Origin of the sequence: Sphingopyxis sp., from assembly GCF_036675685.1 — a bacterium.
In the GTDB taxonomy this organism is placed as follows: domain Bacteria; phylum Pseudomonadota; class Alphaproteobacteria; order Sphingomonadales; family Sphingomonadaceae; genus Sphingopyxis.
This window is the reverse complement of the sequence record NZ_JAKFEM010000002.1, coordinates 141,611-161,054: the sequence shown is the minus strand read 5'-3', so window position 1 is coordinate 161,054 and position 19,444 is coordinate 141,611. Positions and strand designations below refer to the sequence as shown.

Here is a 19,444-nt window from a genome sequence, read left to right as displayed (position 1 = left end):
GCCCATTCATGGCAAAGCATGACGCCAAAAAGGGCTTCAGCCACAAGATTCTCGAGCGCAACGTCACCCTGCTCGGTCTCTTCGCGCTCGTCGCGGTCACCATCGGCGGCATCGTCGAGATCGCGCCGCTCTTCTGGATCGACAACACGATCGAGAAGGTCGACGGCATGCGGCCCTATACGCCGCTCGAGCTTGCAGGGCGCAACATCTACATGCGCGAGGGCTGCTACACCTGCCACAGCCAGATGATCCGCCCGTTCCGCGACGAGGTCGAGCGCTACGGCCATTACAGCCTCGCCGCCGAGAGCATGTACGACCATCCCTTCCAATGGGGGTCGAAGCGCACCGGACCCGACCTTGCGCGTGTCGGCGGCCGCTATTCGGACGAATGGCACCGTGCGCATCTGATCGATCCGCGCAGCGTCGTTCCCGAATCGATCATGCCGCCCTATGCATTCCTCGCCGAAAAGGACCTCTACACCGGCGATATGCGCAGCGACCTTCGAGCCTTGTCGCGGGTCGGCGTACCTTACACGAAGGAAGCGATCGCGGCGGCGAACGAGGATATGAAGGCGCAGGTCGATCCGGCTGCCGGCGTAGACCTCCAGAAGCGCTATCCCAAGGCGCAGGTGCGCGACTTCGATGGCGATCCCGATCGCCTCACCGAAATGGATGCGCTCGTCGCCTATCTCCAGATGCTCGGCACGCTGGTCGACGTCGAGAAGGCCGGCCCCCAGGAGCAAGCGCACGCACCCGCGGTAAAGGGGGAGACGGCACGATGAGCTACGACGCGCTCAGGCATTTTGCCGACAGCTGGGGCTTGCTGGCGATGGCGATCCTCTTTCTTGGCCTGGTGATTTGGCCTTTTCGCAAGGGTGCGCGGCGGCATCACGACGAAGCCGCGACGATGATCTTCAAGGACGACGAGCATGGTTGATCGCAAGCGCATCGACGAGGCCACCGGGACGAGCACGGTCGGCCATGAGTGGGACGGCATCGAAGAACTCGACACGCCGATGCCGCGCTGGTGGATCTGGACCTTCTACGCCACGATTGTGTGGGCCTTGGGTTATGTGATCCTCTATCCGGCGTGGCCGATGATCCACGGAGCGACCCAAGGCGTGCTGGGCTGGTCGAGCCGCGCCGAGCTAAGCGCCGAGCTTCGCGCCGACGCCGCGCGCCGCGCCCCGGTCACCAGCGCGATCGCCACGACCGCGATCGCCGACTTGCCCGCCAAGCCCGAACTGATGCAGGCCGCCGTCCAGGGCGGCGGGGCGGCTTTCCGGGTCCATTGTGTCCAGTGCCATGGCGCTGGTGGGGCGGGGCTCAAGAAACTCTATCCGAGCCTGACCGATGACGATTGGTTGTGGGGAGGCGACCTCGCTTCGATCCAATATACGATCACCAACGGCATCCGGAATCCCGACCATGCCGAGACGCGCACCAGCCAGATGCCGGCCTTTGGGCGCGACGGCATCCTCGATGCATCCCAGATCGCCGATGTCGTAAGCTATGTGCGTGCGATCAGCGGCCAAGAGAAGGCCGGCGCCGCCTCGACCCGCGGCGCCGCGATCTTCGAGGCCAATTGTTCGGTTTGCCACGGTCCGGGCGGGCAGGGTGGGCGTGCCGTGGGTGCGCCGAAGCTCACCGACGCCATCTGGCTCTACGGGGGCGACCGCGACAGCCTGACGGCGGCGATCAACCAGCCGCGCAACGGCGTCATGCCGCGCTGGAACAACCGTCTCGACCCTGCGACGATCAAGATGCTCTCCGCCTATGTTTATTCGCTGGGTGGCGGCGAGAAAGCGCCGCTGGCCGCCGCGACGCCCGAAGGGCAGGGAGCAGATGGCCAGCCCTGAAGACCTCACCGGTGGGAATGGACCGCTCTATGCGGCGCGGAAAGGCGTCTACCCCAAGAAGGTCGACGGTCCCTTCCGGCGCTTCAAATGGGCGATCATGTTCGTCACGCTGACGATCTACTACGGTACGCCTTGGATTCGCTGGGACCGTGGGCCTTACGCGCCCGACCAAGCGGTGCTCGTCGATCTGGCGCATCGCCGTTTCTTCATGTTCCAGATCGAGATCTGGCCGCATGAATTCTATTATGTCGCGGGCCTGCTCATCATGGCAGGGATCGGGCTGTTCCTCGTTACCAGCGCGGTCGGTCGCGCTTGGTGCGGCTATGCCTGCCCGCAGACTGTCTGGACCGACCTCTTCCAGCACGTCGACCGCCTGATCGACGGCGACCGCAATGCCCAGATTCGGTTGGCGAACAGTCCCTGGACCCTCGAGAAACTTGCCAAGCGCGCCATCAAATACGGAATCTATCTTGTCGTCGCCTTCTGGACCGGCGGCGCATGGATCATGTATTTTGCCGATGCGCCGACCCTGACAGCCGATTTCTGGACCGGACAGGCGGCTCCGGTGGCTTATGGCACCGTCGCGGTGCTCACCGCGACGACCTTCATCTTCGGCGGCTTCATGCGCGAGCAGGTGTGCGTCTATATGTGTCCCTGGCCGCGTATCCAGACCGCGATGATGGATGAGAAGTCGCTTCTCGTGACCTACAAGGACTGGCGCGGCGAACCGCGCGGCAGCACCAAGAAAGCGCAGGCGCGTCCGGGAGCTTTCGGCGACTGCATCGACTGCAACCAGTGCGTCGCGGTCTGCCCGACCGGGATCGACATCCGCGAAGGGCCGCAGATCGGCTGCATTACCTGCGCGCTGTGCATCGACGCCTGCGACGGTGTGATGAAACAGGTCGGCCGGCCGCGCGGACTTATCGACTATTGCACGCTCGACGATGCTGCGGTCGAAAAGGCGGGGGGTGTCGCACAGACTGTCCGCAAGACGCTCCTTCGACCGCGCACGCTCATATACTTTGGGGTTTGGGTCGCCATCGGTGCTGCGATGCTCTTCTCGCTCGGCCAGCGCACACGTCTCGATCTCGCAGTCCAGCATGAACGCAGCCCGCTCTATGTCCAGCTGTCCGACGGGCATATCCGCAACAATTACACGCTGAAAGTCCGCAACATGGAAGCGCGGCCGCGCCGCGTTGCCATCGCGGTCGACGGCTTGGCCGAAGCCCGGTTGTGGACCGAGGCCGGAACGCGCGAACGCGCCAGCCAGCATATAGAAATCGCGCTGGCGCCCGATAGCGTGACCCGTGTGAAGCTCTTCGTCGCGGCGCCCGGCGCAGGACCCGAGCGCCAGGATTTCACCATCGCGGTGCGCGGCCTCGATGGTGACCCGCGCGGCGACAGCGACATCATCCAGTTCGACCGACCGGAGACTGCCCCATGACCGACCGCCCCACGGCCAAGGCCTTTACCGGCTGGCACATGACCGCGATCCTCGTTGCCTTCTTTGCCGTCGTGATGACCGTCAATTTCACGATGGCGCGGTTCGCTTCCTCGACCTTTGGGGGGACGGTCGTCGACAACAGCTATGTCGCGAGCCAGCGCTACAACCAATGGCTGAAACGTGCCGACGCGCAGGACCGGTTGGCGTGGAAAGAGACCGTCAGCCTCGATCCCGCGCGGCATGTTCTGTTGACGGTTCGGAAAAATGATCTGCCGCTCGGCGACCTTAGCGTGTCGGCGACCGTCAGTCACCCGGTTGGGCGCACCGCGCCCGTCGCGCTCCATTTCGAGCCGGCGGCGGGCGGCGTGATGCGCTCGGTCGAGCCGCTGGCGTTGGGGCGCTGGCGGCTCGACCTCAGCGTCCGGCACGGCGCGGACGAAGCGCGTTACCGGAAGGATGTGCAATGAGCGCCGCCGCTCTGATCGAGCGCGATTTCGCCGTTCCCGACATTCGCTGCGCGGGCTGCATCGCCAAGCTCGAGCAGGGGCTGGTGCGCGACAAGCGCATCGCCGCTGCGCGCGTCAACTTCACGGAAAAGCGGGTTCATCTCTCCTGCATGCCCGATGCCAACATGCCCGATCTTCTTGGCGCGTTCACGACGCTCGGTTTCGAGGCGCATCCGATCGGTACGGTTGAAGAGGCCGACGCCGAGGCGGAAACGAGCCGCGCGCTTCTCCGCGCCGTCGCGGTCGCTGGCTTCGCGGTGATGAACATCATGCTGCTCTCGGTGTCGGTCTGGTCGGGAGCTATGGGCGCGACGCGTGACCTCTTCCACTGGCTGTCCGCGATGATCGCGCTGCCGACGGTAGCCTATGCCGGACGCCCCTTCTTCCTTTCGGCCTGGCGCGCGCTGCGCCATCGCCGCACCAATATGGACGTGCCGATCAGCATCGGCGTGCTGCTCGTCAGCGTCATGAGCCTTTACGAGACGGTGACGCACGGCGCCCATGCCTATTTCGATGGCGCGGTGATGCTGCTCTTCTTCCTGCTTTGCGGTCGCTGGCTCGACAGCGTGATGCGCGACCGCGCGCGCGGCGGCGTCACCGCGCTGCTTCGCAACATGGGCACCGGCGCGATGGTCTTTCGGCACGAACGCTCGACGCACTGGGTCGACGCTACTGCGCTAGAGCCCGATATGGTCATGCTGGTCGCTGCCGGCGAGCGGCTTGCGGCGGACGGCGTCGTTGCGGGAGGATCGAGCAGCATCGATCTGTCGCTGCTGACTGGTGAAAGCGCGCCGCAGGCGGTTCGCCCAGGCGACGTCGTTCATGCCGGCACCCTCAACCTCGATGCGCCGCTAAAAGTTCGCGTCACCGCGGCGGGCACCGACACCGCGATCGCCGATATCGCGCGGCTGATGGGCGAGGCCGCGCAGGGCAAGTCGCGCTATGTCCGGATCGCTGATCGTGCAGCGCGGCTCTATGCGCCGGCCGTCCATTGCCTTGCGCTGCTTGCCTTTGCAGGCTGGATGATCGCGGGGGGCGGCTGGCACCATAGCCTGCTGATCGCGGCGGCGGTGCTGATCATCACTTGCCCATGCGCGCTCGGCCTCGCCGTGCCCGCGGCGCAAATCGTCGCCGCGGGAGCTCTGATGCGCAAGGGGGTGCTGATCAAGGATGGCTCGGCGCTCGAACGCCTGTCCGAAGTCGACCTCGCGCTCGTCGACAAGACCGGGACGCTGACGCTTGGTCGCCCCGAGGCGCTTGATCTCGGCCGCCTTGATGTCGGGGTCAAGTCGCTGCTCCTCGCTCTGGCGCAGGCGAGCCGCCACCCGCTGAGCGAAGCGCTCACCCGCGGCCTCCAGGCCTATGGTGTCCGTCCCGCCGATGTCGCATCGATCCGCGAAACTCCCGGATTCGGTGTCGAAGGCCGCTGGGCCGGCCGCAGCGTGACGCTCGGCCGGCCGCTCGGAGGCGAACTTGGCGATGCGCTCGCTACACAGCTTGCGGTCGATGGCCGCGCCGTGGCGACGATCCGGTGCGCCGACCGGCTACGCCCCGATGCCCGCGAGGCGATGGAGGCGCTGCGCAGTGGAGGTATCGGCGCGATGATTTTGTCGGGCGATCGCGCGGAAGCAGTCGCGCCAGTCGCGCGCGAACTTGGGCTCACCGCGCAGACAGCGATGAGCCCGCAGGACAAGCTTGGCGCAGTCGCGCGCCAGACGGCGCTTGGGCACAAGGTGCTGATGCTTGGCGACGGGCTGAACGACGGACCTGCGCTCGCGGCGGGACATGCCTCGATGGCGCCGGGATCGGCAAGTGACGTCGGGAAAAATGCCGCCGATTGTATCTTTCTCGGCGACCGGCTGATGCCTGTCGTCGAGACGGTACGAATGGCAAGGCGCACGCAGGCCATCGTTCGCCAGAATTTCATGCTGGCCATCGTCTACAATGCGATCGCCGTTCCGTTGGCATTCCTCGGGCTCGTCACGCCGCTCGTCGCCGCGATCGCCATGTCCGGGTCATCGCTTATCGTCGTCGGCAACGCGCTGCGGCTGAAAGGCGCGATCCGGTGAACGGCCTCATCCTCCTCATCCCGATTGCACTCGGCCTTGGCCTTCTCGGACTCGCCGCCTTCTTCTGGTCGCTCCGCCAGGGGCAGTTCGAAGATCTCGACGGCGCCGCCCTGCGCATCTTCGTCGAGGATGAGGAGAACCGGCCGTCATGATTGCGCGCCGAATCGCCGCGATCGTCGCCGTGGCAGGATTGGCCCTTGCACCGCTTGCGGTCGACGCACGGATCGTCCGTGTTCCGGCATGTGGCGGCGACACGCGGGCCCTGGTCCTGCCCGGCGACCCTGCCGCGCCGCGCGACAAGGGCGACGCCTGCGCCAAGGCCTGTCACGTCGTCACCGGGCGGCGTGACAAATCGTCTGGCAAGAAGGATCGATGCTGCTGACGCGTCCTGCGTTGATCCTGGTCAATGCCGTCGCTGCCCGCAGCGCCTAAACTGGTCTTATGTGGTCCTATCATCCCGATCTGCTCGCCCGGCCCGTGCCGCGATACACCAGCTATCCCACGGCCATGGAGTTTGCCGACGACGTCGGTGCCGACGCCTATGGCGAGGCGCTCGACGGCGTCGAAGCCGCAACATCCCTCTCGCTCTATGTCCACATTCCCTATTGCGAACAGATCTGCTGGTACTGTGGTTGCAACACCGGGGCCGCGGGACGAAAGCAACGCCTGGCAGACTATCTTGCCGCGCTGCAATCGGAAATCGCCCAAGTTGCGAAACGGCTCGGGGGTCGCGGCCGGGTCCACCGGATCGCCTTTGGCGGTGGCAGCCCCAATGCGATCGCGCCTGTCGAACTGATACGCCTGCTCGATCTTCTGCTCACCCTTTTCGATGCCCATCATCCCGACATATCGATCGAACTCGATCCGCGCGGCTTTTCGTCCGAATGGGCACTGGTGCTCGCCGCGGCCCGCGTGACCCGCGTCAGCCTTGGCATCCAGACCTTCGCGCCGCACGTCCAGCAGGCGATCGGACGCATCCAGCCGCTCTCGCACATCGAACGCGTCGTCGCGTCGTTACGGCTCCGCGACATCGATGCGATCAATTTCGACCTGATGTACGGCCTGCCGGAGCAGACGCTCGCCGATCTCGACGCGACGCTCGACGAGACAATTCGTCTCGCCCCGAGCCGGATCGCGCTGTTCGGCTATGCGCATCTGCCCGACATGATCCCGCGCCAGCGTCGGATCGACGCCAGCAATCTGCCCGATCATAAATTGCGCTTCGAACAGGCCGAGCGTGGATATGAGCGCCTCATTGCCGCGGGGTATCAGCCCATCGGCTTCGATCATTTCGCGCGCCCCGAGGATCCGCTCGCCGCTGCCGTCGGCGAGGGGCGGGTGAACCGTAACTTTCAGGGCTTTACCGACGACGACGCTTCGGTCCTGCTCGGTTTCGGTGCGAGCGCGATCAGCAAATTTCCCGCCCTGATCGTCCAGAATGAAAAGCGCGCCGGACATTATCGCGACCTGATCGGCAACGGCAGGCCGACCGCGACGCGCGGGGTGATGATCGACGCGAACGAACGCAAGCGCGGCGCGATCATTCGCGACCTTCTTTGCAGCGGGCGGGCGCGGATCGATGCGTCGTTCAGCAAAGCGGCGCGTGCTGCGATGGACGGATACGAAGACCGCGGCCTGATCGATTGGGAGGGAGATGAGCTGGTTATCCGCGAATGCGGACGGCCCTACGCGCGGCACGTGGCGGCGCATTTCGACCGTGTCCGGGGAAAGTTGTAAGCGCGCTACCCGGGGGAACGATGGGCGGAGATCGGAGACAGCAGGGGGCATTGATCAGGAATTGACCGAACGGCGGCTATCCCGACCCCATATCTCCGACACCAAACCCCAATTCTGCCCGACCGCGAACGGCGGTTCTCACGGAATGCACTATTCGCAGTCGCCAGCGTCAGGCACGGCAGGCCTTTCCTTTTGGAATCCGTGCATGCCGAACCACCATTGCAGGGCGATGATCGCACCCTTTGCGGGCTGGAGGAAGGCTATCATCAGGGCGAGCATCAGCGGGACGATGATCGCGGCCAGCGCGGCTAGCGACAGCGCCGTTTCCTGAACGAGCGCGATGATGACCGGCGCCATGATGTGGCCGGTGAGAAAGATCGACACATAGGCCGGAAAATCGTCGGCTTGCTGGCGCGTCCAGTCCTGGGCGCAATGGGGGCAGTGCGCGACCGGCTTGAGGAAGCGGGTAAACAGCCTTGCCTCGTTGCAACGCGGACAGCGGCCCAGAATCCCGCGGACGATCGCCTCGCGGCCCGTGGCCGGGAGCTCGGGGCGCGTGTCTTCAGGGACATGGTCGGGTGAAGGGGGGCGAGCCTTCCTCACGATGGGCCGGTCGAAGGGCGACTGCACGAAATTGGGCATCGGCTATGCCCGCTGCCCGCGCCTGGACGGCGCGCGATTTGATCGATTGTTTAGCATCATCCATATATACAGCATTAGTTGATGGTGTTAAGATTGATAATTGATGTATAAAACGCCAAGGAGCTGACATGATCACCTCGCAGCAGATGCGGGCCGCGCGTGCCCTTCTCGGGATCGATCAGCGTGAGCTCGCCGAACTGGCCAGCCTTTCGCTTCCGACGATCCAGCGCATGGAAGCATCCAATGGCCAGGTTCGCGGTGTCGTCGATACGCTGGTGAAGGTAATCGGCGCGCTCGAAAGCAACGGCATCGAACTGCTCGGCGAATATTCGTCGAGCGTCGGGACGGGGCGCGGCGTGCGGCTCCGCGAAGTGGCGGACACCGATCCCAAACGGCCTGGGCGCGGGCTCCTGTCCGCAAAATTTCCGAGCCGGCCCGAAATTCGGTGACACCCGAGACCTATACGCCGAAGCTCTTTACGGTCTTTCGCGAGGGTTATTCCGCCGCCACATTCCGCGCCGATGCGATCGCCGGCCTGACCGTCGCGATCGTCGCCCTGCCGCTCGCCATGGCGCTCGGCATCGCCAGCGGCGCATCTCCCGACAAGGGGCTGATTACCGCGGTCGTTGCCGGTTTCCTGATCTCGGCGCTCGGGGGATCGCGCGTCCAGGTTGGCGGGCCGACGGGCGCCTTTGTCGTCGTGATCTTCAATGTGATCGCGAGCCACGGCTATGACGGGCTGCTCATCGCCACTTTGCTTGCGGGACTGATCCTGATCCTCGCCGGCGTGCTGCGCCTCGGGCAGATGATCAAATATATCCCCCATCCAGTCGTCACCGGCTTCACCGCGGGGATCGCCGTCATCATCGCGTCGAGCCAAGTGAAGGACTTCTTCGGGCTTGCGATCGACAAGGTGCCCGCCGACTTCATTCCCAAATGGCAGGCCTATGCGGCAGCCTTGCCGAGCGCAAGCTGGGCTGCCATCGGCGTCGGCGTGGGGGCGCTCGCGATCATTATTGGCCTTCGCAAGCTGGCACCGCGGCTTCCCGGCTTCCTAATCGCCGTGGTGGTTAGCTCGCTTGTCGTGGCGATGTTCAACCTTCCGGTGGACACGATCGGTTCGCGTTTTCCAGACATTCCCGCGGGTCTTCCAATGCCCGCGTTTCCGGAGATTTCGTTTGCGAAGATGAACGCCGTCCTGCCGTCTGCCTTTACCATCGCCTTCCTCGCCGGGATCGAGGCGTTGCTCTCTGCCGTCGTCGCCGATGGCATGGCCGGGACGCGGCACCGCTCGAACCAGGAACTGCTCGGGCAGGGCGTCGCCAATCTCGGCTCGGCGCTCTTCGGCGGCCTCCCCGCAACGGGGGCGATCGCCCGCACCGCGACCAATATCCGATCGGGCGCGAAGACGCCGGTCGCGGGAATGATGCACGCCGCTTTCCTTCTGCTCTTCATTCTCTTCGGCACCGATCTGATGGCCTATGTGCCGATGGCGGCGCTCGCCGCGATCCTGTTCATGGTCGCCTGGGGCATGAGCGAATATCAGCGTTTTCTTGTGCTGCTCCGCATGCCGAACGGCGATCGCGCCGTTCTTCTGCTCACCTTCGGGCTCACGATACTCGTCGACCTGACGGTCGCGATCGCCGTCGGAGTGACACTCGCGTCGCTGCTGTTCATGGCGCGCATGGCCGAAACGGTCGAAGTGGACGGTAGCGGCAGGCGCGATGCCGAACTCGACGCCGAAGATCTCGACCAGCGCGACGACCTGCCGCCGGGTGTCGAAGTGTTCCGGATCGCCGGCCCCTTCTTCTTCGGCGTCGCGGGCGAGCTGCTCGACACGCTGCGCCGATTGGGGCAGTCGCCGCGCGTGATCATCCTGCGCTTGCGGCTTATGCCCCTGCTCGATGCCAGCGGCGCGCAGGCGCTCGAGGAATTTGTCGAGCAGGCGCGGCTGGCAGGGGTGCAGATCATATTGTCAGGTGTGCAGCCGCAGCCCTGTTCGATGCTCGAACGCGTCGGGCTTGGCGAAACGTCGATGAAGCTCTCGCATGCGATTGATTATGCGCGCGCGCAGTCGCTCGCCATCGAGCTACTCGAGAAGACATGAACGCGGTGTGCGCTCTGCGCGCGCTCAAAGCCGACCGCGCCCGTTCAACCGACCCACTGTCCAACCCCAATGGAGCATGAAATGACCAGCGATAATGATTATGCCTATGACGAGGAGAGCGGCGAGTGGATGCCGGCTTCCGAACTGGCGGCTCGAAAAGCCGCGTCCGGGCAGGTCGAAGTGCGCGACGCGGTGGGCAACATCCTCCAGGACGGAGATCAGGTCGTCCTCGTCAAGGATCTCGACGTCAAGGGAGCCGGCAAGACGCTCAAGGTTGGCACCGTCATCAAGTCGATCCGGCTGACCGGTGATCCGCAAGAGATCGACTGCCGGCATGAGGCGATCAAAGGCCTCGTCCTGCGTGCGGAGTTCGTGCGCAAGCGTTGAGCCTCCTATGCGGGCTTATAGGGCGCGATGGCGGACGACGGTCTTGGTCGATCCGCACAGGCCGCACGGTGCTTTGCCGCGGTCGAACTTCTTCTCGTCGCCAAGGCCACGCGTCACCGCATTGGCCTGGCTGCGGACCGACAGGTTGAGCCGATCGGTGATGCAATCGTCGCAGATCGCGCCGCCTTCCAGCGATTCGATCAGCTGCTCGATCTGTCCTGCTATCGTCATGCGTCGAGGCATAGGCCTGCCATAGTTATCGTCACCGCGCGCCGAAAGATCCAATATCCGATTGAGGCCCGATGATGAAGCGCCCGGCAAACTCTCCTCCGTGAAGGACGGGCGACGCCTATTCACGCCGGGAAGAGCTCGCGGACCGATAACGGCATCGGATCACATCTCCATGATGTTTCATACATCAAATATCATACTTAACAATCGAAGAGACCATTGTATATATGCATTGTGCCCAATGATCGATCATCTGGCTTAAGCAAGATTTGGCCGCGCGGTCGAATTGTGCTCACGCGAAGGCGCAATCGAAACCTGGCCAAGCCGGATCGATGCCGTCCCCGCAACAGACAAGAAAAACCATGGTGCTTGTGACATGACCGCCAGCCTCAAGCCAACTTTGCGTAACTGCGAATTCTACCTGGCTCGCATGAATGCCTGCCAAGCGGAAGCACGTACGACGTCGCTGCCGAATGTCCGGGACCGGGCCCTTCGCGCCGCTGCGGCATGGCAGGAGATGTACGAGAAGGCCCGGCTATTTGAGAAACGGCAGGGCCGTTGATTTCGTCCGCTCCGAATATTGGGCGGATCGGGATGCTTCGGGTCTGTCGTAGCGGCCGTAGATTCCCGTTCGCGCAGCCCCCTCTTCCGGGCGGGAGGCATATATGACGACATTCTTGATCATCCTTGTCACCATTTTGCTGCTCGTCCTGTTCGTGGGCGTCACCATTGCAGGGGGACGGGCGCATGATCGGCAAAACGAACGTCGTGACGATGACCGATAGGGCCGCAGAACGCCTGGAAGTCGAGGGCGACATGGCTTGCGGACCCGAAACAGCTCCGGACTTGCATGGCGAAGGTCAAACGGGGACCGAGCTGGATCATTTTCTCGATCACCTCGACGACATCGACCGCGATCATCGTCATTTCGAACGATATGGCCCTGACGGTGACGATCCGCATCTGATGGAGCAAAGCGGATTTGACGTTCCGCTCGTCTTCGAGCTCGGCAATATACGAAGTCTCCTGGCCAATTGGGCCTTTGTGCAAAGCGCGATGAGTATCGACGACCCGGACAGGCTGATGCTTGACTATACGCGCCAGATGATGGGTTTCCTCCTGTTCAATGCCTCTCCGGGGGCCATCGAGATCATCGGGCTCGGCGGAGGGTCGCTGGCAAAATATTGCTATAAATATCTGCCCAATAGCTTGATCACCGCGGTCGAAATCGATCCCGAGGTCATTGCCGTTGGCGACCAATTCTTGATGCCGCCCGAGGGTGATCGCTTCGAGATCATCTGTGATGATGGAGCCGAATTCGTAAGGCGAGACACGAGAAGCTGCGACATCTTGCTCGTGGATGGCTTCGACAAGGACGGGCAGCCAGCCCAGCTCTGCTCCTCGGAATTTTACCGCGATTGCCATTCGCGGTTGAACCCGGGAGGCGTCTTCGTGATCAATCTATGCGATCATCACTGGAAGCACGCCTCTATCCTGTCTCGCATACGGGAGTGCTTCGGACTGGTTATCGATCTTCCAGTAAAAATCGGGATGAACCGGGTCATATTCGCATTCAAGGACGAGCGACCGTGCCTGGATCCTGGGGAGATTCAGCGGATCGCCCGCAATCTCGACCAGGTCCATCCCATCTCCTTTTTATCTCTAGCAAAGGAAGTTTTGGACAGGGTAGAGGCTCTTGATCAAAACCCTGTCAGCAGGACGGAACGTAATTGTCGTGCATCACAGTCACTATCAATAGCCCTGCTTTGGTCCGTCGACTGAGCCTCTTGGCTGGATAAATGTCCCGTTCCCGCGTCGCTAGCGCAGTGCGAATGCCTGGGTTGATTGCCATGAACTTGCGCACAAACGCCCGCGCATTGGCGCCGACTGCGCGAAGTCTGCTCGTCACGAATTGCGCCCGAAAGCGGATCGGCCGTTGCCAGCCAAAAGCCGAATTCGCCGCTGCAGTCCAACTCCTCACGCCAGTGCTACCAGCGCCGAGCTTCCCAGCTATGGGTTCATTCCAGCTGTCCGATCGCGCCGGCATCGATGGTATCTGGTGAAGGTTTCGCAAAAATTGTTGTCGCTACAGGACCGTTATATAAAGAAAATATCCCTTTAATGTGAGTCCCTGTTTTGGAATCGCATTAAAAAACCGCAGAATACTACGGTTTAGAGGGCCTGCTTCGAGTCCTCTTCTGGCACCACTTACCGCTCTCAAAACGCCCCAGAACCATCGACAAAATGGCAGAAATTTGCCATCGTTGGTCTGCTGGGCCCTGAAAGCGGTCGTTCGATCACCACAAGCGGCAGCTTTGCGCCCCGTCTTGGTCCTCGAGGCGGCGAGTGGAGGAAGATTCGTCCGGCGCCTCTTCGCTAACCTGCCATTGAACACCATATAGCGGAGCCCGGCATGTTCACCAACGTGGGGAAACTGCTGTTGGGTCGAAGAAGGATGCTTTCGTAGCTCTATGCAATCGACCGACGAAACCTTGGAAGAACTCGGCTGGAAAGCCTGTTTCAGCGCGCAGGTCACAAGCGAGGAAGCAGGGCAATGCCACCCGGTCCGGGTGATGGCGGTCCATCGCGGCAAGATTGCCGTCGCGGGCGCGGGGTCGCGGCGTTTCATCTCACCCTATATTCCCGGCGCCGGGCCCTTGGACGATCATCCGACGGTCGGCGACTGGCTGCTTATCGACCGCGACACGCTGGAACCCATACGCGTCCTTCGTCGGATGAACCTGTTCAAGCGGCGCGCACCCGGTGATCCCCGCAAGGAGCAAATGATCGCCGCCAACGTCGATACGCTGTTCATCGTCGCCTCGTGCAACCAGGATTTCAGCGTCGCGCGGCTTGAGCGCTACCTGGTGCTCGCGCGCGAGGTAGGAGTGAACGCCGTCGTGGTTCTCACCAAGACCGACCTGACGGACACGCCGGAGACTTTCGCGGCGGCGGCGCGCGCGATCGAGCCGGAGTTGCGCGTCGAAACCGTCAACGGCCGCGATCCCGCCAGTGTCGCCCGCCTCGCGGCGTGGTGCGGCAAGGGTGAAACCGTCGCGCTTCTCGGATCCTCGGGCGTGGGCAAATCGACGCTGGTCAACACCTTGCGTGGCTCGGACAGCATCGCCACTCAGGCGATCCGTGCTGGCGATGGTACCGGGCGCCACACGACCACCGTCCGAGAGATGCACCGCCTCGATCGGGGCGGCTGGCTGCTCGACACGCCCGGCATGCGCGAACTGCAACTGTCGGACGCGGCCGATGGAATATCGGAGGTCTTCGACGACTTCATCCAGATGGCGCAGCGCTGCCGTTTCTCCGACTGCGCGCATCGAAGCGAACCAGGCTGCGCCGTCCGGGCCGCGATCGCGGCGGGCGCGCTGCCATTGGCGCGTTTCGATCGCTGGCGTAAACTGGCGGTTGAGGACGATGCCAACAGTGCGCGTCTTGCGAAGCGCTCCCGATAGAGGGGCGTGGCCAGGATGAATACACCGGGAGCCAACGCGATTCCGTCATGGGGTATAATGATTTCGTCCGCCTGATAACCGACAGCCTTTGGCCAATTGGCCGGCTGCCTTGAACCCGATTCCTGAAATCGGATTGTAATCCAGCCTCGGCGGGACGCGGCACACTACACATTCTTCGCACGGATCATCCTGTATCCGGCACGTGCTCGCGCGCTCGGCTTGTATTCGCCCGTGCTAAAGGCATGTTGCATTGCAACAAGATCACGCGAACCCAGGGAGCTCCCCATCCCATGACCAAGATCGACTTGGCGCTCCATGGCGCGCCCGTTCGAACGCCGCTCGCGAAAGCGGCGCGACGCGATGCCAAGATATGGCTCTGCCTGGGGCTGATGGCATTGGACGCGGCGGCGCTGGCCTCCGGCTTCGCGGTGACGCTGATGATCGAGGCGCCCCGGAGCATTTCGGAGGGACTGTGGACGGCGATGTTCGGCGCGCTGTTCGTCCATGCCGCGATCGCCTTCCAGAATCAGGCTTATAATCCGCGGTGCCTGACCCATCGGGTCAAGAGCGTCCGCCAGATGCTGATTTCGTTCGCAACGACCTTGTTCGTCTTCCTGCTCGTCGCCTTCTCGCTGCGGGTGACCGGTAAAGTTCCGCGATTGGCGGTCGGCATGGGCATGGTTACCGCGCTGACTTTACTGGTCGGACAGCGGTTGCTGGTCTGCCATATCGTGCGCAGGGCGTTCGGTCAGCTGACGGCCGAGCTGGTCATCCTCGACGATGCGAACCTGCCGGCGTCCTACCTCGGTCGCGAGATCATCGACGCCCGTGCGTCGGGGCTCCGCACCGATCTCGACGATCCATATATGCTCGATCGCCTCGGCACGGTGTTGCAGGATTACGACCGCGTCACGATCGTTTGCGCGCCCGACCGAAAGGTCGAATGGGCGCGGGCGCTGAAGGGCGTGAACATCCTCGGCGAGATCGTGATGCCTGAGATCGCCGAACTGGGACCACTCACCACGCGGCAATGGGGCGGGGTGACGACGCTGGTGGTGTCATGGGGCCCGCTCAACCGGGCGAACCGGGTGAAGAAGCGGGCGCTCGACCTGGCGGTGACGATCCCGGCGCTGTTGCTGTTGCTGCCGTTGCTGGTGATGGTGGCGATCGCGATCAAGCTCGATTCGCCGGGCCCGGTCTTTTTCCGCCAGGAGCGGATGGGGCGCGGCAACCGCATCTTCCGGATTCTAAAGTTCCGCAGCATGCGTGTCGAGATGACCGACGCGAACGGAGCGCGCTCGGCCAGCCGCGACGACGATCGGATTACCCGCGTCGGGCGGTTTATCCGGACAACGAGCATCGACGAGCTGCCCCAGCTGATCAACGTGTTGTCCGGCGAGATGAGCCTGGTGGGGCCGCGCCCGCATGCGCTGGGCTCGACCGCGGGGGACGAGCTGTTCTGGCGGGTCGACCGGCAATATTGGCACCGCCATGCGCTCAAGCCCGGTATCACCGGACTGGCGCAGATTCGCGGTTTTCGCGGTGCGACCAACACCAAGCGCGACATTCTCAACCGGCTCGAGGCCGATCTCGAATATCAGCATGGCTGGTCGCTGCTGCGCGACATCTCGATCCTGGCGCGCACCGCGCAGGTACTGATGCACCGCAACGCTTATTGAGCTGAGCGCTCTCGCGCCGCGTGTCGTTTCAGCCGTCCACGATCTGCGGAGCAAGGCAGGCAAGCGCGGTGGCAAAGGCCTCGGCGCGATTGGTCGCGCGCATCAGCCCTGCATAGTCACCGGTCCATTGATCGGCGAAGCCGGCGACCTTGCCATAGCTGTTGTCGAGCAGCACGTGCGGGATGTCGAGCAGCAGCGAGAGGATGTGCGCGTGGAGCCGGTCGGTGACGACCAGCTCGCCGGTCGACAGCATCGCTAGGCCGCGCTGAAACCGCCATTCGGCCAGACGCTGCTGCCGCGCGGCGCGCTGCGTCATCGGATCGCGGGTGAAGAGGCGGCCGAGCTTGAGCGACAGGCGCAGGCGGCGTTTCTGGCCGGCATCCTCCTCCAGCCAGTCGTCGGCGACGACGCCGGCGGGCAGCGCATCGGCCTGGCCTGCCGCGCGCTCATGATCGGTGCGCAGCAGCGCGAAGACCGGCACGGTGGCCGCATTGCGCTGCTGGCGGCCGAGCATCAGCGCGGCATCGGGGCAGAGATGGATCGCGCAGTCGAAATGCTGCTCGGCAAAGGCCAGCGAGCGCGCGTCGCGCACCAGTAAAGTGAACCGGCCATGCTCGCGGATCGCTTCGGCCATCTCGGCCGCCGCGGCGGGATCGGCATAATGGATCGACTGCGGCATCTGGACGATCGGGCGGCCGCGTTGCGTGCGAAGGAGATGGAGGCGGAAGGCTTCGTGTTTAGGCCATAGCGTGCCCATGTTGCCGCCGCCATGGATCAGGATCGCTCCGTCGCCGATCGCCGCCCGGCACGCCGCGTCTTCGAAATCAGCGATCGCGGAATAATAGGCCGGAACGCGGCCGCGCCCCCGCAGATAAGCCATCTCGCCGAGCCAGATCGCGGAGTCGCCGACATTGGAGTGATCGGGGAAGTCGACCAAGGCGAGCTTGCCCAGCGGCAGTACGGCGTCGAGCACTCGGGCGAAACGCTGGGCGAGTTCGCCGACGAGCTGGTCGGCGGTCTTCTTGGTCATATACGACCCTTTCTGATGCGTCTGGGCATGGACAGGAGGCGGCTGCGCCACGACCCGGAGATGGCGAGCAATATGATCCCATAAAACAGCGCGCCGATCGCGGTGAGCAGCAGCAACGCCAGCCAGCCCGCCAGATGCGCGTCGAGCAACCGCATCGCGATCGCCAGTGCGACGCCCATCAGCGAGGAGGCAACCAGCGGGGCGCCGACCGCGCCGAAGGTATCGACCGGGCGGATACCCGAGGCGCGGCGGAGCAGCATAATTTGCATCGGCAAGGTGAGATAGGCGCGCCCCACATAGGAGATGGCGACCGCGAAAAGCCCGTAGGGCAATGCGGCGAGCGTCAGGATCACGCCGAGCACAAGCTGGGTGGTCGAGAGCGAGATCAGGCTACGCGACGCCCCCAGCACGCTGAGCGAGGGCGAAGCGAAGAAGTTGAGCGTGAAGGGCACCGCCATGAACGCGAAGATCTGGGCAAGCTCACCGGCTTCGCCCCATTTTGCGCCGAACACGGTAGGGATGGCGACCGGCGCCAGCGCGCCGAAGCCGACGAGCGCTGGAAAGGAGAGCGCTGAGGCACGCGAAATCATCCAGCGATAGGCGTCGCGCAGCTCGGCGGGGTCGTCCTTGACCCGCGCGAGCGTCTGCACCGCGACCTGGGTGAAGGGCTGGATCGCGCCGCGCCCGATCAACTCGACGGTGCGCCAGGCGGTGCGATAGACACCCACCGCGGCGAGCCCGATCCCGGCACCGATCGCCATTTCCTGCACGCGCACCGTCGCGAGAAAGGCGAGCTGGACATAGATCAGGCTGGCATTGAGCATCAGGTTGCCGCGCAGGATCGCAAGGTCGAACTGCCAGCCCGGTTTCCAGTCATAGGAGGCGCGCGACAGTATGACCCCGACGATTTCGGTGACGAGGCGCTGGATGACCAGGCTCCAGAGGCCCAGCCCGGCAAAGGCGACGGCGACCGCGCAGGTGCCGCCGATCAGTCCGCCGACCACCGAACGGAGCGCGGTGGTGCGATGCCCGAACTCGCGCAGACGCAGCGCCAGATGCGTGGCGCCGAACGAGGAGATCGGCAGTGCGAGGCTCATCACCGCTAGGGGCAGGGCGATATTCGGCGCGTTCATCCAGTCGGCGATCGGCTGGGCGAGCGCGATGATCAAAATGGCGGAGAGAAAGGAGAAGGCCTGTTGCGAGCGATAGATGGTGTCGAGGAAGGCCGGGGTGATCTCGCGCTTGCGGGCGATCGTCTGCACGAGGCCGGCGGTGGCAATGATGCGAAACGCCTCGGCGGTCACCGCCATCACCGCAAAGGCGCCAATGTCCGCTTGCGTCAGCAGCCGCGCGAGAATCACGAAGACGGCGAACGAGAAGAGCTGGTCCGACAGGAAGCGCGTGATCGTCCAGCCGATCGAGCTGCGACTGCGCGCGCGCAAGCCCTCGTCGAAGCGGGCAGGGAGGTCAGCGGTCAAGCAGGCGTCTCGCTTTCAGCATCCGCATCCGCGCGCGCTCGACATGGCGCCAGGCCTTTTGCTTCATCGAATGATAGAGCGGATCGCTCTTGGGCCCGAAGCGCGAATTGCCGATGTCCGAGACGATCGCCGCCTCGAGGATCGGTGCGGGATAGAGCGCGAGATTGGGCAAGCCGTGCGCCCATGAACGGTCCATCGCATCGTCGATCGGGCGGCGCACCATGCGGCAATGCTCGGCCAGCCGCCGCGCCCCTTCGAGTGTGATCGCATAGCCTTGCGTGCCATAGGCGAGGCCGACCAGCTCGACGATCGTGCGCGAATGCTGGAGGAAGTCCCGGCGCACCACGCGTTGCCAGGTCGGCCGTTTCGCATAGAGCCGCAGATAATCGATGCCCTCTGCGCGAAGATCGGTCCGCGCGAGCGGTTCGAGATAGGCCCAGTCGACCACCGTATCGTCCTCGAGGATGATCGCCTGGCGCACGCCGCGCGCGATCATGTCCTGCCAGATCGAGAAATGGCTGGCATAGCAGCCGATCTCGCCCTTGCTCATCGGCCGGCCCTTGTTGCGGCGGATCGCGGGCTCGTCGATCGTCATGCCCGGCGCAGGGCCGGTGCAGGCATCGAAGAAACGCCACGCAAGCGAGGTGTCCGCCGCGCGCGCGGCAAAGGCTGCCCGGCGGGCCGCGGCTGATTCGAGCGACACCACCAGAACTTCGGTGGTTTTGCCCGATTCGGGTAGGGAATCACCCACTTGGATCGCCTTTTTACTTGCGGTTGCGCATGGCTGCGCGGTTCAGAACCAACGACG

The 19,444-nt window shown here is 63.9% G+C and carries 21 protein-coding genes; 16 read left to right on the top strand and 5 right to left on the bottom strand.

Annotated features, from left to right (window positions below; genetic code table 11):
- The first annotated feature begins 8 nt into the window (after positions 1-8).
- From ccoO to hemN, 9 genes are read left to right on the top strand one after another with little or no spacing between them, the layout of a single operon-like run.
- Positions 9-782, top strand: a complete 774-nt coding sequence (ccoO, locus tag V6M50_RS00895; RefSeq protein WP_332816642.1) for a cytochrome-c oxidase, cbb3-type subunit II — start codon at positions 9-11, stop codon at positions 780-782.
- The gene (locus tag V6M50_RS00890) at positions 779-937 is read left to right on the top strand and encodes a cbb3-type cytochrome c oxidase subunit 3 (RefSeq protein WP_332816641.1); all 159 of its coding nucleotides are present in this window, start codon (positions 779-781) and stop codon (positions 935-937) included. Before ccoO ends, V6M50_RS00890 begins: the two co-directional genes overlap by 4 nt.
- Positions 930-1,859, top strand: a complete 930-nt coding sequence (ccoP, locus tag V6M50_RS00885; RefSeq protein WP_332816640.1) for a cytochrome-c oxidase, cbb3-type subunit III — start codon at positions 930-932, stop codon at positions 1,857-1,859. Before V6M50_RS00890 ends, ccoP begins: the two co-directional genes overlap by 8 nt.
- Positions 1,846-3,303: a cytochrome c oxidase accessory protein CcoG gene (ccoG, locus tag V6M50_RS00880; RefSeq protein ID WP_332816639.1), complete on the top strand. Its 1,458-nt coding sequence runs from the start codon at positions 1,846-1,848 to the stop codon at positions 3,301-3,303. The genes ccoP and ccoG overlap by 14 nt, the downstream gene beginning before the upstream one ends.
- Positions 3,300-3,770, top strand: coding sequence for a FixH family protein (locus V6M50_RS00875; RefSeq protein WP_332816638.1), 471 nt, complete (start codon positions 3,300-3,302; stop codon positions 3,768-3,770). The genes ccoG and V6M50_RS00875 overlap by 4 nt, the downstream gene beginning before the upstream one ends.
- On the top strand, positions 3,767-5,878 hold the full coding sequence (locus tag V6M50_RS00870) for a heavy metal translocating P-type ATPase (protein WP_332816637.1): 2,112 nt from the start codon (positions 3,767-3,769) through the stop codon (positions 5,876-5,878). Before V6M50_RS00875 ends, V6M50_RS00870 begins: the two co-directional genes overlap by 4 nt.
- A complete protein-coding gene (ccoS, locus tag V6M50_RS00865; protein ID WP_332816636.1) occupies positions 5,875-6,030 on the top strand; it encodes a cbb3-type cytochrome oxidase assembly protein CcoS in 156 nt (51 codons plus the stop codon). Before V6M50_RS00870 ends, ccoS begins: the two co-directional genes overlap by 4 nt.
- Positions 6,027-6,260, top strand: a complete 234-nt coding sequence (locus V6M50_RS00860; RefSeq protein ID WP_332816635.1) for a hypothetical protein — start codon at positions 6,027-6,029, stop codon at positions 6,258-6,260. The genes ccoS and V6M50_RS00860 overlap by 4 nt, the downstream gene beginning before the upstream one ends.
- Before the next feature lie 59 nt (positions 6,261-6,319).
- Complete coding sequence (hemN, locus tag V6M50_RS00855) at positions 6,320-7,615, top strand: oxygen-independent coproporphyrinogen III oxidase (RefSeq protein WP_332816634.1); 1,296 nt, start codon at positions 6,320-6,322, stop codon at positions 7,613-7,615.
- Between the two features lie 150 nt (positions 7,616-7,765).
- On the opposite strand, the gene V6M50_RS00850 is transcribed toward hemN, so the two are convergent.
- Positions 7,766-8,218, bottom strand: coding sequence for a DUF983 domain-containing protein (locus V6M50_RS00850; RefSeq protein ID WP_332816633.1), 453 nt, complete (start codon positions 8,216-8,218; stop codon positions 7,766-7,768).
- Between the two features lie 167 nt (positions 8,219-8,385).
- On the opposite strand from V6M50_RS00850, the gene V6M50_RS00845 reads away from it, so the two are divergent.
- The 3 genes from V6M50_RS00845 to V6M50_RS00835 all read left to right on the top strand — a co-directional run bounded on the left by V6M50_RS00845 (position 8,386) and on the right by V6M50_RS00835 (position 10,751).
- Positions 8,386-8,706 carry a helix-turn-helix domain-containing protein gene (locus V6M50_RS00845; RefSeq protein ID WP_332816632.1) on the top strand — a complete coding sequence of 107 codons (321 nt, stop codon included), beginning with the start codon at positions 8,386-8,388 and terminating at the stop codon, positions 8,704-8,706.
- Positions 8,703-10,364, top strand: a complete 1,662-nt coding sequence (locus V6M50_RS00840) for a SulP family inorganic anion transporter (protein WP_332816631.1) — start codon at positions 8,703-8,705, stop codon at positions 10,362-10,364. The genes V6M50_RS00845 and V6M50_RS00840 overlap by 4 nt, the downstream gene beginning before the upstream one ends.
- Positions 10,365-10,445: 81 nt before the next feature.
- The gene (locus tag V6M50_RS00835) at positions 10,446-10,751 is read left to right on the top strand and encodes an alkylphosphonate utilization protein (RefSeq protein WP_332816630.1); all 306 of its coding nucleotides are present in this window, start codon (positions 10,446-10,448) and stop codon (positions 10,749-10,751) included.
- A 15-nt stretch (positions 10,752-10,766) separates the two neighbouring features.
- Here the strand turns inward: V6M50_RS00835 and V6M50_RS00830 are convergent, their stop codons facing one another.
- On the bottom strand, positions 10,767-10,982 hold the full coding sequence (locus V6M50_RS00830; protein ID WP_332816629.1) for a hypothetical protein: 216 nt from the start codon (positions 10,980-10,982) through the stop codon (positions 10,767-10,769).
- A 376-nt stretch (positions 10,983-11,358) separates the two neighbouring features.
- Here V6M50_RS00830 and V6M50_RS00825 point away from each other — a divergent pair, with 376 nt between their 5' ends.
- The 4 genes from V6M50_RS00825 (at position 11,359) to V6M50_RS00810 (ending at position 16,128) form a co-directional block, all read left to right on the top strand.
- Positions 11,359-11,544, top strand: a complete 186-nt coding sequence (locus V6M50_RS00825; RefSeq protein ID WP_332816628.1) for a hypothetical protein — start codon at positions 11,359-11,361, stop codon at positions 11,542-11,544.
- Between the two features lie 185 nt (positions 11,545-11,729).
- Positions 11,730-12,764 (top strand): fused MFS/spermidine synthase, encoded by a 1,035-nt coding sequence (locus tag V6M50_RS00820; protein ID WP_332816627.1) that lies wholly within the window; start codon positions 11,730-11,732, stop codon positions 12,762-12,764.
- 689 nt (positions 12,765-13,453) lie between these two features.
- Entirely contained in the window at positions 13,454-14,449 is a 996-nt protein-coding gene (rsgA, locus tag V6M50_RS00815) for a ribosome small subunit-dependent GTPase A (protein WP_332816626.1), read from the top strand.
- Between the two features lie 290 nt (positions 14,450-14,739).
- On the top strand, positions 14,740-16,128 hold the full coding sequence (locus tag V6M50_RS00810; protein ID WP_332816625.1) for an exopolysaccharide biosynthesis polyprenyl glycosylphosphotransferase: 1,389 nt from the start codon (positions 14,740-14,742) through the stop codon (positions 16,126-16,128).
- Positions 16,129-16,156: 28 nt separating this feature from the next.
- Here the strand turns inward: V6M50_RS00810 and V6M50_RS00805 are convergent, their stop codons facing one another.
- The 3 genes from V6M50_RS00805 to V6M50_RS00795 are packed head-to-tail and all read right to left on the bottom strand — an operon-like array spanning position 16,157 to position 19,387.
- Entirely contained in the window at positions 16,157-17,158 is a 1,002-nt protein-coding gene (locus tag V6M50_RS00805) for a polysaccharide pyruvyl transferase family protein (RefSeq protein WP_332816624.1), read from the bottom strand.
- Positions 17,155-18,636 carry a lipopolysaccharide biosynthesis protein gene (locus tag V6M50_RS00800; RefSeq protein ID WP_332816623.1) on the bottom strand — a complete coding sequence of 494 codons (1,482 nt, stop codon included), beginning with the start codon at positions 18,634-18,636 and terminating at the stop codon, positions 17,155-17,157. The genes V6M50_RS00805 and V6M50_RS00800 overlap by 4 nt, the downstream gene beginning before the upstream one ends.
- On the bottom strand, positions 18,626-19,387 hold the full coding sequence (locus V6M50_RS00795; protein WP_332816622.1) for a glycosyltransferase family 25 protein: 762 nt from the start codon (positions 19,385-19,387) through the stop codon (positions 18,626-18,628). Before V6M50_RS00795 ends, V6M50_RS00800 begins: the two co-directional genes overlap by 11 nt.
- Positions 19,388-19,444: the final 57 nt, after the last annotated feature.

What these genes read in the sequence shown, in the direction of transcription:
- ccoO (WP_332816642.1), top strand. Translation starts at nt 9, where the DNA reads ATGGCAAAGCATGACGCCAAAAAGGGCTTCAGCCACAAGATTCTCGAG.
- V6M50_RS00890 (WP_332816641.1), top strand. Translation starts at nt 779, where the DNA reads ATGAGCTACGACGCGCTCAGGCATTTTGCCGACAGCTGGGGCTTGCTG.
- ccoP (WP_332816640.1), top strand. Translation starts at nt 930, where the DNA reads ATGGTTGATCGCAAGCGCATCGACGAGGCCACCGGGACGAGCACGGTC.
- ccoG (WP_332816639.1), top strand. Translation starts at nt 1,846, where the DNA reads ATGGCCAGCCCTGAAGACCTCACCGGTGGGAATGGACCGCTCTATGCG.
- V6M50_RS00875 (WP_332816638.1), top strand. Translation starts at nt 3,300, where the DNA reads ATGACCGACCGCCCCACGGCCAAGGCCTTTACCGGCTGGCACATGACC.
- V6M50_RS00870 (WP_332816637.1), top strand. Translation starts at nt 3,767, where the DNA reads ATGAGCGCCGCCGCTCTGATCGAGCGCGATTTCGCCGTTCCCGACATT.
- V6M50_RS00860 (WP_332816635.1), top strand. Translation starts at nt 6,027, where the DNA reads ATGATTGCGCGCCGAATCGCCGCGATCGTCGCCGTGGCAGGATTGGCC.
- hemN (WP_332816634.1), top strand. Translation starts at nt 6,320, where the DNA reads ATGTGGTCCTATCATCCCGATCTGCTCGCCCGGCCCGTGCCGCGATAC.
- V6M50_RS00845 (WP_332816632.1), top strand. Translation starts at nt 8,386, where the DNA reads ATGATCACCTCGCAGCAGATGCGGGCCGCGCGTGCCCTTCTCGGGATC.
- V6M50_RS00835 (WP_332816630.1), top strand. Translation starts at nt 10,446, where the DNA reads ATGACCAGCGATAATGATTATGCCTATGACGAGGAGAGCGGCGAGTGG.
- V6M50_RS00830 (WP_332816629.1), bottom strand. Translation starts at nt 10,982, where the DNA reads ATGACGATAGCAGGACAGATCGAGCAGCTGATCGAATCGCTGGAAGGC.
- V6M50_RS00825 (WP_332816628.1), top strand. Translation starts at nt 11,359, where the DNA reads ATGACCGCCAGCCTCAAGCCAACTTTGCGTAACTGCGAATTCTACCTG.
- V6M50_RS00820 (WP_332816627.1), top strand. Translation starts at nt 11,730, where the DNA reads ATGATCGGCAAAACGAACGTCGTGACGATGACCGATAGGGCCGCAGAA.
- rsgA (WP_332816626.1), top strand. Translation starts at nt 13,454, where the DNA reads ATGCAATCGACCGACGAAACCTTGGAAGAACTCGGCTGGAAAGCCTGT.
- V6M50_RS00810 (WP_332816625.1), top strand. Translation starts at nt 14,740, where the DNA reads ATGACCAAGATCGACTTGGCGCTCCATGGCGCGCCCGTTCGAACGCCG.
- V6M50_RS00805 (WP_332816624.1), bottom strand. Translation starts at nt 17,158, where the DNA reads ATGACCAAGAAGACCGCCGACCAGCTCGTCGGCGAACTCGCCCAGCGT.